Origin of the sequence: Methylobacterium frigidaeris (assembly GCF_022179185.1) — a bacterium.
Lineage (GTDB): Bacteria > Pseudomonadota > Alphaproteobacteria > Rhizobiales > Beijerinckiaceae > Methylobacterium > Methylobacterium frigidaeris.
Map to the genome: position 1 here is coordinate 101,800 of NZ_BPQJ01000008.1, position 13,641 is coordinate 115,440.

At 70.1% G+C, this 13,641-nt stretch carries 11 protein-coding genes; 3 read left to right on the plus strand and 8 right to left on the minus strand.

All coding sequences use genetic code 11. The annotated features are described in order from the left end of the window. The first annotated feature begins 87 nt into the window (after window positions 1–87). From hppD to MFF64_RS10935, 3 genes are all read left to right on the plus strand, one after another. Window positions 88–1,218: a 4-hydroxyphenylpyruvate dioxygenase gene (gene hppD, locus MFF64_RS10925; RefSeq protein WP_238190758.1), complete on the plus strand. Its 1,131-nt coding sequence runs from the start codon at window positions 88–90 to the stop codon at window positions 1,216–1,218. 585 nt (window positions 1,219–1,803) lie between these two features. Then, window positions 1,804–3,267, plus strand: coding sequence for a methyl-accepting chemotaxis protein (locus MFF64_RS10930; RefSeq protein WP_099899983.1), 1,464 nt, complete (start codon window positions 1,804–1,806; stop codon window positions 3,265–3,267). A 174-nt stretch (window positions 3,268–3,441) separates the two neighbouring features. Next, window positions 3,442–5,169 carry an ABC transporter ATP-binding protein gene (locus tag MFF64_RS10935; protein ID WP_238190760.1) on the plus strand — a complete coding sequence of 576 codons (1,728 nt, stop codon included), beginning with the start codon at window positions 3,442–3,444 and terminating at the stop codon, window positions 5,167–5,169. 5 nt (window positions 5,170–5,174) lie between these two features. Here MFF64_RS10935 and MFF64_RS10940 read toward each other — a convergent pair whose 3' ends face one another. From MFF64_RS10940 to benC, 8 genes are all read right to left on the minus strand, one after another. Then, complete coding sequence (locus MFF64_RS10940; RefSeq protein ID WP_099899985.1) at window positions 5,175–5,471, minus strand: hypothetical protein; 297 nt, start codon at window positions 5,469–5,471, stop codon at window positions 5,175–5,177. Window positions 5,472–6,161: 690 nt separating this feature from the next. After that, the gene (locus MFF64_RS10945; protein WP_099899987.1) at window positions 6,162–7,409 is read right to left on the minus strand and encodes an FAD-dependent monooxygenase; all 1,248 of its coding nucleotides are present in this window, start codon (window positions 7,407–7,409) and stop codon (window positions 6,162–6,164) included. Window positions 7,410–7,487: 78 nt separating this feature from the next. Beyond that, window positions 7,488–8,834 carry an MFS transporter gene (locus MFF64_RS10950; protein WP_238190763.1) on the minus strand — a complete coding sequence of 449 codons (1,347 nt, stop codon included), beginning with the start codon at window positions 8,832–8,834 and terminating at the stop codon, window positions 7,488–7,490. Window positions 8,835–9,111: 277 nt separating this feature from the next. After that, the gene (gene catC / locus MFF64_RS10955; RefSeq protein ID WP_099901074.1) at window positions 9,112–9,390 is read right to left on the minus strand and encodes a muconolactone Delta-isomerase; all 279 of its coding nucleotides are present in this window, start codon (window positions 9,388–9,390) and stop codon (window positions 9,112–9,114) included. Window positions 9,391–9,394: 4 nt separating this feature from the next. Then, window positions 9,395–10,564, minus strand: coding sequence for a muconate/chloromuconate family cycloisomerase (locus tag MFF64_RS10960; RefSeq protein WP_099901076.1), 1,170 nt, complete (start codon window positions 10,562–10,564; stop codon window positions 9,395–9,397). Between the two features lie 275 nt (window positions 10,565–10,839). Further along, window positions 10,840–11,796 carry a catechol 1,2-dioxygenase gene (gene catA / locus MFF64_RS10965; RefSeq protein ID WP_099901413.1) on the minus strand — a complete coding sequence of 319 codons (957 nt, stop codon included), beginning with the start codon at window positions 11,794–11,796 and terminating at the stop codon, window positions 10,840–10,842. Window positions 11,797–11,829: 33 nt separating this feature from the next. Next, a complete protein-coding gene (locus tag MFF64_RS10970) occupies window positions 11,830–12,624 on the minus strand; it encodes a 1,6-dihydroxycyclohexa-2,4-diene-1-carboxylate dehydrogenase (protein WP_238190765.1) in 795 nt (264 codons plus the stop codon). Continuing rightward, complete coding sequence (gene benC, locus MFF64_RS10975; protein ID WP_099901286.1) at window positions 12,621–13,634, minus strand: benzoate 1,2-dioxygenase electron transfer component BenC; 1,014 nt, start codon at window positions 13,632–13,634, stop codon at window positions 12,621–12,623. The genes MFF64_RS10970 and benC overlap by 4 nt, the downstream gene beginning before the upstream one ends. Between the last annotated feature and the right edge of the window lie 7 nt (window positions 13,635–13,641).

Here is a 13,641-nt window from a genome sequence, read left to right on the forward strand (position 1 = left end):
CGTGGAGCCCGGGCCGGCGCCCGGATTTCGCACGCCCCGCGCGGGCCGTCCATGCTGTGATGCGGAGCATCAGCACGGAGGACGACGATGGGCCCCTATCCGCACGACGCTCCCGCCGCCGAGCTCACCGCCGCCAACCCGATGGGCACCGACGGGTTCGAGTTCGTGGAATACGCCCATCCCGAGCCGCAGGCCCTGCACGACCTCTTCCGCGCCATGGGTTTCTCCGCGGTGGCGCGTCACCACACCAAGGCGATCACGGTCTACCGCCAGGGCGACGTGAACTATCTCGTCAACGAGGAGCCTGGCAGCCACGGCCACCGCTTCGTCGCCGCCCACGGCCCCTGCGCACCGTCGATGGCGTTCCGGGTGGTCGACGCGAAGGCCGCCTACGATCGGGCGGTCTCGCTCGGCGCCGAGCCGGCCGACCCGGCGGATGGAGGGAAGACCCTCGACGTGCCGGCGATCAAGGGCATCGGCGGCTCGCTGCTCTACTTCGTCGAGACCTACGGCGCGAAGGGCTCGCCCTACGACGCCGAGTTCGAGTGGCTGGGCGAGCGCGACCCGGCTCCGCAAGGCCTCGGGCTCTACTACCTCGACCACCTGACCCACAACGTGCATCGCGGCCGGATGGGCGTCTGGGCCGGGTTCTACGAGCGCATCTTCAACTTCCGGCAGATCCGCTACTTCGACATCGAGGGCAAGCAGACCGGCCTGTTCTCGAAGGCGCTGACCTCGCCGGACGGCAAGATCCGCATCCCGATCAACGAATCGGCCGACGCGAAGAGCCAGATCGAGGAATACCTCCACGCCTATAACGGCGAGGGCATCCAGCACATCGCCTGCGGCTGCCGCGACATCTACGCGACGATCGAGGCCTTGCGGGACGGCGGCGTCGCCTTCATGCCCTCGCCGCCTTCCATCTACTACCGCCGCGTCGATCGCCGCCTGCCCGGCCACGGCGAGCCGCTGGAGCGCATGGAGCGGAACGGCATCCTGATCGACGGCGAGGGCGTGGTCGAGGGCGGGATGACCAAGATCCTGCTGCAGCTGTTCTCGGCCAACGCGATCGGGCCGATCTTCTTCGAGTTCATCCAGCGCAAGGGCGACGACGGCTTCGGCGAGGGCAACTTCAAGGCCCTGTTCGAGTCGATCGAGGAGGACCAGATCCGCCGCGGCGTGCTCGCCGCCGATGCTGGCCGCGACGCGGCGGCCTGAGGGGGAACGGCCGCCTGCCGCCCGCGGCGGCAGGCGGCCCGGAAAGGGGACACGGGGCCGTGGGCGGGTTCGCTCCGGACGATGCGTCCCGTGGCGGCGACTTGACGCAGGGTCATCTATCGCCCCCGCGTCGACAACCCCGGCCTGGATTTCGACAACCCAGGGTACGCGATTCGGCGGACGCCGTGCTGCGGGTGGCCGGCGTGATGGCCCCCGGGTGAGGCTTCGCCGATCAGTCACCGGAGTGTGACCGGCGCCGAGCGCGATGCGAGCTGACCAAGCGTCACAATCGATCGTCCGAGAGGCGCGTCTTCCGGAAAGCACATCGACATTGCTTGAATCCTGTAAATCGTTCTCGTTACCGCGAGTTCGGTCATCGTGATCATGAAATAAGAAGATATTCTTATCTGCTTACCTAAAGTAAAAAACTCCAAAGGGAGCATTCGTGCTCAGGGCGGAGAATTTTCCTATGCGGCGTCCTTCCCATGCAACCTCCTGATTCCGCAGGAGCTTCAGAAACGACTTAACGTCTCGGTGATACTCGGGGAACGTTCCGGCTTCCCCTCGATCCGCGCCGAGGCAAACATGTTTTTCAAGAACAACGACACTCGTGCCAAGCTGAAGGCCGCACTCAGGTCACAGGCCGTCATCGAGTTCGATCTGTCCGGCACGATCGTCTGGGCGAACGAGACCTTCGTCGACATCGTCGGGTACGGCCTCGAGGAGATCGTGGGCCGGCACCACAGCATGCTGGTCGAGGACGCGGATCGGGGGCCCGGCTACGATGCGTTCTGGCAGTCCCTCCGGGACGGACAGTACCATGCGGCGGTGTTCAAGCGCATCGGCAAGGATCTGCGCGAGGTCTGGTTCCAGGCCTCCTACAATCCGCTGATCGGGCGCGACGGCAAGCCCTACGGGGTGATCAAGTTCGCCACCGACGTGACGCGGCAGGAGATCGGGCGCGCGGATGCCGAGGGCAAGCTGCGCGCCCTCGACCGGTCGCAGAGCATCATCGAGTTCCACCTCGACGGCACCATCATCACCGCCAACGCGAACTTCCTCGCGGGTACGGGCTACGCCCTCGACGAGGTCGTCGGCCGGCACCACAGCCTGTTCGTGCCCGCGGAAGAGCGGGAGAGCCCCGACTACCGGGCGTTCTGGGAGCGCTTGCGGGCCGGTGATTTCCAGGCCGCCGAGTACCGCCGCGTCGCCAAGGGCGGCCACGACATCTACCTCCAGGCCACCTACAACCCGGTCTTCGACGCCGCCGGCAAGCTCGTGAAGGTGGTCAAGTTCGCCGCCGACGTCACGGCCGCGGTGACGGAGCGGATGCGGCGCGCCGAGTTGCAGGGCGAGATCGATCGCGTCGCGTCCGCCGTGTCCGAGACCGCCCGGCAGGTTGAGACCGCGTCCAAGGCGGCGCGGGACGCCTCCGACAACACGCAGGCCGTCTCGGCCGGAGCCGAGGAACTGGCGGCATCGGTCGGCGAGATCGGCCAGCAGGTGGAGCGGGCCCTGCAGATGACCCGGAACGCCGTGGAGCAGGCCAACGCCACCTCGGACGTCGTCGGCGGCCTCGCCTCCGCCGCCCAGCGCATCGGCGACGTGGTGACGCTGATCTCGGGCATCGCGAGCCAGACGAACCTCCTGGCCCTCAACGCCACGATCGAGGCGGCGCGGGCCGGACAGGCCGGCCGCGGCTTCGCGGTCGTCGCCACGGAGGTCAAGGCGCTGGCCGACCAGAGCGCCCGGGCCACCGGCGAGATACGGGCCCAGATCGGGCAGATGCAGAATGCCGCTCGGGAGGCGGCGACGGCGATCACCGGCATCGCCGGCACGGTCCGGCACGTGGACGAGATTTCCGGCGCCATCTCCGCGGCGGTCGAGGAGCAATCGGCCGTGGCGCAGGAGATCTCGTCGGCCATGCAGGCCATGTCCGGCGCGGTGACGGAGATCGGGCAGGCCATGACGCAGATCGCCCGCACGACGCAGGCGCTCGACGCGACGACCCGTCAGGTCCGCGAGGCCGCCTGCTGGCTGGTCGCGTGACCGGAGGCGTGTGAGCGGACCGCCTCCGAGCACAATGGGGGCCGGCCCAGCGACACGACGGCCGCGGGTCTCGGCCCTGTCGCGCGCGAGGTTTCCCGCTTATGGATGTCCCGCTTATTGACGGATTCGGCGCGTGCCCCCGGCCCGCGTCCCGATTTCCCCACGCGGATCGACATGCTGAAGGCCTTTCTCGCCTATTACCGGCCGTACCGGGCCCTGTTCCTCCTCGATTTCGGCTGCGCCATCCTGTCGGGCCTGCTCGAGCTCGGCTTCCCGATGGCGGTGAAGGCCTTCGTCGACGTGCTGCTGCCGAGCCAGGACTGGAGCCTGATCCTGCTCGCGGCAGGGGGGCTGGCGCTGCTCTACGTCGCCAATGCGGGGCTGATGGTGGTGGTGACCTATTGGGGTCACGTGCTCGGCATCAACATCGAGACCACGATGCGCGCCCGCGCCTTCGACCACCTGCAGACGCTGTCGTTCCGCTTCTTCGACAACCAGAAGACGGGCCACCTCGTCGCCCGGGTGACGAAGGACCTGGAGGAGATCGGCGAGGTCGCCCATCACGGGCCCGAGGACCTGTTCATCGCCGTGATGACCCTCTTCGGCGCCTTCGGGCTGATGCTCCTCGTCCACCCGCCGCTGGCGCTGATGACCGCCGCGATCCTGCCGGTCATCGCCTTCGTCACCGTGCGCTACGGCGGCCGCATGACCCAGAACTGGCAGGCGCAGTACGGCCGGGTCGGCGCCTTCAACGCCCGCATCGAGGAGAATGTCGGCGGCATCCGGGTGGTGAAGGCCTTCGCCAACGAGGCCCACGAGCGGCGCCTGTTCGCCGCCGACAACGAGCGCTACCGCGCCACCAAGCTCGAAGCCTACAAGATCATGGCGGCGAGCCTGTCGCTCAACTATCTCGGCATGCGCCTCGTCCAGATCGTGGTGCTGCTCGGCGGCGCCGCCTTCGTGGTGCGGGGCGACCTCAGCCCCGGCGGCTTCGTCGGTTTCCTGCTCCTCGTCGGGGTTTTCTACCGGCCGCTGGAGAAGATCAGCGCGGTGGTCGAGACCTACCCCAAGGGCATCGCGGGCTTCCGCCGCTACATGGCGCTGCTGGCCACCGCCCCCGACATCGTCGACCGGCCGGGCGCGATTCCCGCGCCGCCGCTGCGCGGCGAGATCCGGTTCGAGGGCGTGCGTTTCGGCTACGGCGACGGCCGGCCGGTGCTCGACGGGGTCGACCTCGCGGTCGGGGCGGGCGAGACCGTGGCCTTCGTCGGGCCGTCCGGCGCCGGCAAGACCACCCTGTGCTCGCTGGTGCCGCGCTTCTACGAGGTCGAGGCCGGGCGCATCCGCATCGACGGGCACGACATCCGCGACCTGACCCTGGCATCCCTGCGAAGCCAGATCGGCATCGTGCAGCAGGACGTGTTCCTGTTCGCCGGCACGATCCGCGAGAACATCGCCTATGGCCGCCTCGACGCGAGCGAGGCGGAGATCCGGGAGGCGGCGCACCGGGCCCGGCTCGACGCCCTGATCGCGATGCTGCCCGACGGCCTCGACACGGTGGTGGGCGAGCGCGGCGTCAAGCTCTCAGGCGGGCAGAAGCAGCGGCTGGCGATCGCCCGGGTCTTCCTGAAGAACCCGCCGATCCTGATCCTCGACGAGGCGACCTCGGCGCTCGACACCGAGACCGAGCGCGAGATCCAGCAGGCCCTGTCCGAACTCACGGAGGGCCGCACGACCCTCGTCATCGCCCACCGCCTCGCCACCATCCGGCACGCCGACCGCATCGCCGTGGTGTCGAACGGGCGAATCCTGGAGCAGGGCTCGCACGAGGCCCTGGTGGCGGCGAACGGCGCCTACCGGCGCCTGCACGCGGCGCAGGGCGGTGTCGTCGCCGCGGAGTAGCTTCTTCAGTGCGCGGCGGTGTGGAGCGCCCAGACGTCTTCCTCGACGTCGAGCAGCGTCTCGTGCACCTGGCGCGCCAGAGCGAGCGCCGCCTCGTCGGTCAGGCCCGAGCCGCTGAAGCGGGCGATGACCGCCAGCGACTCGACCGACAGCGACTGCCGGAAGCGTGCGAAGCCGCCAGGGCACTCAGCCTCGTAGGACAAGGCGAGGTCGCGCAGGACGTGCGCGAGCAGCTCCGCGGCGCGGGGAGGGGTGGGGGGACGGCCCTTGGCGGCCGTCGTCGCGTCGTATGTCAGGATCATACGCGCACAGGTAGTACTTGATCTATGTTAGAAACATTCAGACTCACAGCCTAGGCCTAACGGCGTAGGGCGTGCGTCCGAAGATGTCGCGCCCCTCGCGTAGCGGAGACAGGCTGCTCCCAAGCAGGTCACGTCGGATTCCGACCGCTGCCAGTCACTATGATGCAAGGCTGTGCACAATAATACATGCGATGCGAGGTCCCGGTGGACCGCGGACTTCTCGGCTCTTCGTTGGTGAGAGTCAAGTCGTCGCACCGTCGACCGGTGTCGACAGGAGGTCCGGCGAGGCGACGGTCGCATGAACGGTCGAACTGCCGGCCCGGTGCCGCGTCCTGCGTCAGGGGGCGAGGGCCGACGATCGTCTGGCTTGACGCCTGTCGAGCCGATGATGTCGGAGATTATTTTCCTGTATCTCCCAGGACTTGCGGTATTGGCCGTGCGGATCGGCGGAGCGACCGGCGCGGCGGCTCTTGCTCCGGCCCATCTCGCCCCGGCTCCTCGAGGCCTCATGGCCCGTCGCCCCGAGACGCTCTCCGAGCGGGTGATCGTGATCACCGGCGCCAGCAGCGACATCGGGCTCGTCACCGCCCGCACCGAGGAGGTCCTGTGCGACCTCGTGGCGGAGATCCGCGGGCGGGGCGGCGAGGCGGCCATGGCCCTGCGAAGCGGTGAGCCGGGGGTGGTGAATGGTCAGGCGGCCCGGGAATCCCCCGCCGCTCCCTCCAGGACCGTGACCCGCGTGTCGAAGGCGTGGATCCAGCCGAAATCCTCGGGGAAGCGTGCCATCCGGGCGTCGCGTTGCGCCAGGCCGGAGGGGCCGACCGCGTCAGGCAGGTGCAGGAGGCGGTTCGTTGCCCAGGCGCTGCGCTGGATCGTGCGGGTGCGCGTCTGCCGCAAGGCCTGGTAGCGCCGCATCATCCCGTCGAGATCGCGCGCGCCGCCGGCCGCCAGCAGTTCGGCCAGGGTCACGGCGTCCTCGATCGTGGTGTTGGCGCCCTGGCCATGATGGGGCAGCATGGCATGGGCGCTGTCGCCCATCAGCACCGCTCGGCCGCGGTGCCAGCGCCGCAGCGGATCGGTGACGAACAGGCCCCAGCGCTGGGTCTGGGGCAGGGCGTCCAGCATCTCGATCACCGCCGGATGCCAGCCGGAAAAGCCCGCGCGGTGCTCGCCCGGTGCGATCCCGGCGAGCCAGCGCTCGGAGGTCCAGCGCTCCGGCCCCTCGACGACGGCGAAGAAGTTCACGGAATCCGCCTGGCGGCCGATCGCGTAGTGCAGCAGGTGCGCGTCCGGCCCCATCCAGAACTGGATCGCCTCAGGGTCGGGCAGCGAGGGCAGCAGGCCCATCGGCACCACGCCCCGGAAGGCGCTGGTCCCGGAATAGCGCACCGTCTCGCCGCCGGTGATCCAGCGCCGCACCTCGGAGCGCACGCCGTCGCCGCCGATCACGAGGTCGGCCTCCACCTCGGCGCCGTTCGCGAAGGTGAGCGCCATCGCGTCGCCGCGCTGATCGAGGGCGGTGAGGCGATGGCCGAGATGCAGGTCCTCGCCGGCGAGCGCCCCGCTCAGGACCTTCTGCAGGTCGGCCCGGTGCACGCCGTAATACGGCGCCCCGAACCTGGCCCGGTAGGCGCCGCCTTTCCGGACCGGGTGGGCGGCGATGCGGGCGCCGCTGCGCCCGTCGCGGTAGATCAGCTCGGTCGGCTCGGTCGAGACGGCGGCGAGCGCCGGCCCGAGGCCGAGGCGGTCGAGCTCCCGCGTCGCGTTGGCCGACAGCGCCACGGCGGCGCCGATCTCGGCGAGCTCCGCCGCCTGCTCGTAGATGGTAGCTCGGAGGCCGTGGGCGCGCAGGGCGAGGCCGAGGGTCAGGCCGCCGATGCCGCCGCCGATCACGGCGACGCGCAGGGGCTTGGCGGAAGCGGAGGATGTCGGCGTCATGTCGGATCTCCCTGGGACGGCTCACGGACGCGAGGAGCCCGCGCGGGGCGATGGCGCCTCGCGCAGGGCAAGGGAGCCTCACGGGCTCTGGAGCACCGGGGCGAGGCGGGCTGCCGGGGTGCCGAGCCGTCCCTTGAGCAGGATGCTGCCAGCCGCAATCAGCGCCGGTACCGCGACGATGCCGAAGGTCGCCGGCAGGCCGAGGCCGAGGCCGATCAGCGAGGCGCCGATCATCGAGCCGACCACCGAGCCGACCCGGCCGACGGCGTTGGCCCAGGCGACGCCGGTCGCGCGGTTCGCGGTCGGGTAGTAGCTCGCCGAGAGGGCGTTGATGCCGATCTGCGAGCCGGCGACGCAGAAACCCGCGCCGAACACCGCCACCACCAGCAGCGGCACCGAGCTGGTCGCGCTGCCGATCAGGGCCACGAAGCCGGCGGCCGCGAGGTAGGACAGGCCCAGCACCGCGTGCGGGTTCATCCGGTCCATCAGCGTGCCCAGCACCAGCCCGCCGACGGTGCCGCCGGTGGCGAGCATCACCGTGACGAGGGAGGCCTCCTTGAGGGTGAGGCCGGCGCTGCTGATGATGGTTGGGAGCCAGCTCGACAGCAGGTAGAAGATCAGCAGGCTCATGAAGAAGGTGAGCCACAGGCACAGCGTGCCGGCGACGAGGCCGGGCTGGAAGAGCTGGCCGATCGGCGAGCCCTTGGGCTTGGCGATGCCGGTGAAGACCGCGCCGGAGAAATTTTCCGCCGGGGCGATGCGGGCGAGGAGCCGCGCGACCGTCTCGGCCGGGGCCTGCTTGAGCACGAGGAAGCGCGCCGATTCCGGCAGGCCGAGCATCAGCACCGGCACCAGCGCGAGGGGCAGCACGCCGCCGATGACCAGCACCGAGGGCCAGCCGAAATCGGCGATCAGGTGCGCCGCCGCGAAGCCGCCGAGCGCCGAGCCGACGGTGAAGCCGCAGAACATCGCCATGGTGAGGAACGAGCGGCGATGCTCGGGACAGTATTCCGAGGTCAGCGTGATGGCGTTCGGCATCGCGCCGCCCAAGCCCAGCCCGGTGACGAAGCGCAGGATCGTCAGCATCTCGATCGAGGTCGACCAGGCCGAGGCGAGGCTGGCGAGGCCGAAGAACGCCGTGGTGACGATCAGCATCGCCTTGCGGCCGACCCGGTCGGCGAGCGGGCCGAACAGGAAGGCGCCGATCATCAGGCCGAACAGCCCGGCGCCGAACAGCGGCGCGAGCTGCGCCTGGCTCACCCCCCACTGGGCGCGGAGCGCCGGGGCGATGTAGCCGATGGCGGCGGTGTCGAACCCGTCGATGGCGACGACGAGGAAGCACAGGAGCACGATCCGCATCTGGAAGCGGGAGACCCCGTGGCGGTTGATGACGTCCTGGACGTCGATGCTGCGTGGATTGGGCATGGGCTGGTTTCCTCCTGATATTTTTTGGTATCGCGCATGATTGCGCTGTGATCTGTCGACACGATCGACAGGCTTTCTGCTCTCCTGGTCATTCCGGGGCCGCGCAATGGAGCCCGGAACCCGGAACCAGAGGGCATTCAGGACTGAGGGCCCGCGTTCCGCTTCGTTCGGTACTCTCTGAGCGTCTGGATCCCGGGTTCCGCTGCGCGGCCCCGGGATGACCAGGAGGGGTGTCACGATGAGAGCCGTTTCGGCTGCACCGGTGATCCGAGGTGCTTCAGCCGATCGCCGAGGGGTGGCGCGCGAGCGGAGTCACGCGCATCGTCATGAACGGGAAGAGCGGCAGGCCGGACAGGATGTCGTGCAGCTCGTCGTGGCTCTCGACGTCGAAGACGCTGACGTTGGCGTAGCGTCCGGCCACCCGCCACAGGTGGCGCCACTTGCCCTGGCGCTGGAGATCCTGGGCTCTGGCCTTCTCGTCGGCCTTCAGCTTGGCGACGTGTTCGGGATCGAGGCCGTGCGGGATCGCGACGTCCATCTCGACGCAGTACAGCATGGGATCAGCTCCGGGCGTAGTGGCGCAGCTTGTCGGGATCGAGGGTCACGCCGAGGCCGGGGCCCTCGGGCAGGTGCACCGCGAAGTCGTGGAAGGCCAGCGGCTCGGTGACGAGGTCGCCGGTGAGGATCTGCGGCCCGAAATGCTCGCAGCCCCAGGCGAGGTCGCGCAGGCCCGCGAAGGCGTGCAGATGCGCCGCGGCGCCGACCGAGCTTTCCAACAGGCAGCCGCCGTAGAGACCGATGCCGGCGGCCTCCGCCACCGCCGCGACCTTGCGCAGACCCACGAGGCCGCCATGCTTGACGAGCTTGAGCGAGACGGCGTCGGCCGCAGCCGCCTCGGCGACCGCCAGCATGTCGTGCGAGGTGAACACGCACTCGTCGGCGAGCAGCGGCGGCACCCTGTCCCGCGCCCGCAGGCGGCCCATTCCGGCGACGTTCCAGGCCGGCAGCGGCTGCTCGACGAGGGCGATGCCGAGATCGGCGAGACACGGCAGGCAGCGCCGGGCGGTGGTCTCGTCCCAGGCCTGGTTGGCGTCGACGATCAGGGTGGCGCGCTCGGTGAGCGCCTTCGCGAGGCGGGCCAGCCGCGCGAGATCGGCCTCCGGCGATTGCGCGCCGATCTTGATCTTGAAGGTGCGGTGCAGCCTCGCCGCGAGCTTGGCTTCGGCTTCGGCGATCTCCTGGTCGGGGTCGCCGGAGGCCAGCGTCCACAGCACCGGGAAGCTCGTGCGCACCGCGCCGCCCAGGAGCGCGGCCACCGGAAGGTCGAGACTCTTGCCGACTGCGTCGAACAGGGCGGTCTCGAGCGCCGCCTTGGCGGCGTTGTTGCGCTTGGCCGCGGCGTCCAGGCGCTCGCCGGCCGTCACGAAGCGGTCGGCCGGCTGCCCGGTCATGGCCGGGGCGAGGTAGGTGTCGATGGTGGCCTTGATGCCCTCGACGCTCTCCTCGCTCCAGCGCGGCCCGCCGAGGGTCGCGGCCTCGCCGATGCCCTCGACGCCGTTGGCGAGGCGGAGCTGGACGATGACGTAGCTCTGCGCGGTGACGGAGGTCTGGGAGAGCTTGTGCTTTCGCACCGTCGGCACGTCCACGATCGTGGTGCGGATCTCCGTGACCGTGAGGTCTCGGGCGGGCGCGTGGCGCACGGCATCGTGGAGCTGGGTCTTCGCGAGCATGGGGGTCTCGGGAGTGTGATGGGGCGGCGTGAGCCGGAGAATGGACGTCGAGGCCGGGCCACCGGATCGTGCCGCGGCGCGGTCCCGACCCTCCCCCCTCTGCGGGGGAGGGGGCCCCATGGAGTGGGGCGGGAGAGGGGAGCGCGACGGCGCAAGGATGGGGCGCCCGTCATCACGGCCGCGACCTGTCCGGGAGCGGCGTCCCTCCGCCTAGCTCGCCACCTTCCCCGCAGAGGGGGGAGGGTTCGCGCGCGATCCGTTGCGCTCGGTGTGCTTCAGGCCGCTTCCGCGTGCGGCCGCACCACCACCGGATCCGGGCCGTGGGCCACCTCCGGGTTGAGCGCGAAGTCGAAGCGGATCGCCGAGTACGGCTCGTTCAAGCCCGCCGCCGCGAGCGCCGCCGGGTCGGTGACGCGCGAAACCTCGGCGATCAGCCCGTCGCGGGTGGCGAAGGCGAAGTCGTCGTGGAGGTAGGGATCGTCCGAGAGGTTGATCTGCGTCGTCAGCTGCCGGTGGCCGGGGCCGGAGACGAAGAAGTGGATATGGGCCGGGCGCTGGCCGTGGCGGCCGAGCTGGTCGAGGAGCTTCTGGGTCTGGCCCTGCGGCGGGCAGCCGTAGCCCTTCGGCAGGATGCTGCGGAAGCGATAGCGGCCCTCCTCATCGGTTTCGATGCGCCGGCGCAGGTTCCAGGTGCTCTGGCTCTTGTCGAACACCGAGTAGTTGCCGAGCGTGTTGGCGTGCCAGACGTCGACGATGGCGTTCGCCACCGGCGCGCCGCCCCGGCCCGTCACCTGACCCTCGACGATTAGCACCTCGCCGTCCTCCGGGTCGTCGTCGAGGCGCGCCTCGCCCTTCGCCAGCGGCGCCCCGGCGACGTAGAGCGGGCCCTCGATGGTGCGCGGCGTGCCGCCCTCGATTCCGGCCGCCCGCTCCTTGGCGTCGATGCACAGGTCGATGAAGTGCTCGATGCCGAGGCCCGGCATCAGCAGGCCGAACTCGTTGGCCTGGCCGGTCTCGGTCAGGTAGCTCATCGCGGTCCAGAACTCGCTCGGCGTGACGTCGAGCTCCTCGACGATCCGGCAGGCATCCTCGACGACGCGGCGCACGATCTGCTTGATGCGCGGGTTGCCGGTCTCGGTCGAGAGACCCGCGACCTTGTCGAACAGGGCTTGAGCCTCGGCGGAATCGGCGATCGTGGAATGTGTGATCTTGGAATGTGTGATCGTGGACATGGGCGTTTCCTCTCTTGCTTGGTTGGGATGGGTTCAGCCGAGGTCGCCGCCGGCCACCGGCAGGGTGACCCCGGTGACGTAGGAGGCCTCGTCGGAGGCGAGAAACAGGATCGCGGCGGCCTGCTCGGCGGCGGTGCCGTAGCGGTGCATCAGGCTCGACGCCGTGGTCTGGGCCACCACCTCGGCGATCCAGGTCCGCTCCTGGTCGCTCGGCGGAGTCGGGTTGCGGGCGATGCGCCGGGGCGGCGCCTCGGTGCCGCCGGGCGCCACCGCGTTCACCCGGATGCCGTGCTCGGCATATTCGAAAGCCAAGCAGGCGGTGAGCGCGTTCACCCCGCCCTTGGCGGCGGCGTAGGGAACGCGGTTGACGCCGCGCGTCGCCACCGACGAGACGTTGACGATGCTGCCGCTCCCCTGCGCCAGCAGGTGCGGCAGCGCCGCCCGGCAGCACCACAGGGTCGGGAAGAGCGATCGCCGGATCTCGGCCTCGACCTCGTGCGGGGCGTAATGGGCGAACGGCTTGAACCAGATCGAGCCGCCGACATTGTTGACCAGCACGTCGAGCCGGCCGAACCGCGCGACCGCCGCCGCCATGACGCCCTCGCTGCCTTCGAACGTCTCGACGTCGGCAAGCTGCACCGCCGTCGTCGCGCCGAGGTCGCGGCAGGCGGCTGCCGTCTCCTCGACGATCTCCGAGCGGTCGGTGAGGAGGAGGGCGGCGCCCTCCCGGGCGAGGCGCAGGGCGACCTCGCGGCCGATGCCCTGCGCGGCGCCGGTCACCACCGCGACCTTGGCCGAGAAGCGCCCGGGCGAGACGAAGCCGCTCATGCCACGCCTCCGGCGCCGCTCGCCGCGAACTTTTCGAAGTGGAAGCTCGCCGGGCTCAAAGCTCGCTCGGCGAAGGTCCGGCGGACCGCGTCGACCATCGCGGGCGGGCCGCAGAGATAGGTGTCGACGTCGCCGCCATGCAGGTGCGCGTCGGCCAGATGCTCGGTGACGTAGCCCCGCTTCGGATGCCGGCTCTCCGAGGAGGCCACGCAGGTCTCGAAGCTGAAGCCCGGGATCTTCGCCGCGGCGTCTTCGAGCGCGTCGGTCTCGACGAGGTCGGCATCGTGCGTCACGCCGTAGACGAGATGGATCGGCTGATCGGATCCGGTCTCCGCGAGCTTGCCCAGCATCGACAGGAACGGCGCCAGGCCGGTGCCGCCGGCGAGCATCAGCACCGGGCGGCGGATCTCGCGCAGGTAGAAGCTGCCGGAAGGACCCGTCAGGTCGAGGTCGTCGCCCTCCCGCGCGCCCTCCGAGAGGAAGGTGCTCATCAGCCCGCCCGGGATGTTGCGGATCAGGAACTCGGCGCGGGCGCTGCCCGGGGCCGAGCTGAACGAGTAGGAGCGTGCCTGCGCGCTCCCCGGCACCGCGATGTTGACGTACTGCCCCGGCAGGAAGCCGACCGGCTCCTCGGTCTCGACGCTGAGCCCGAAGGTGGTGTCGGACAGCCGACGGACCGAAGCGACCCTGCCCTTGAGGGCGGCCGCCCTGGTCTTGCAGACCTCCGAGGAGGCGGCCACCGCCAGCACCAGGTCGGTCTCGGGCCGCATCTGGCAGGCGAGGCCGTAGCCTTGCGCCGCCTCCTCGTCGGAGAGCGCGTCCTCGATGTAGTGGCCCGGGTCGAACCGGCCGGATTCGCAGTGGACCCGGCAGGTGCCGCAGGCGCCGTCCCGGCAGTCGAGCGGGATGTTGATGCCGAGGCGGTAGGAGGCGTCCGCCACCGTCTCGCCCGGCCGGCAGGCGATGAACCGGGTGACTCCGTCCTCGAAATTGAGCGCGACGTTGTTCAGACCGATG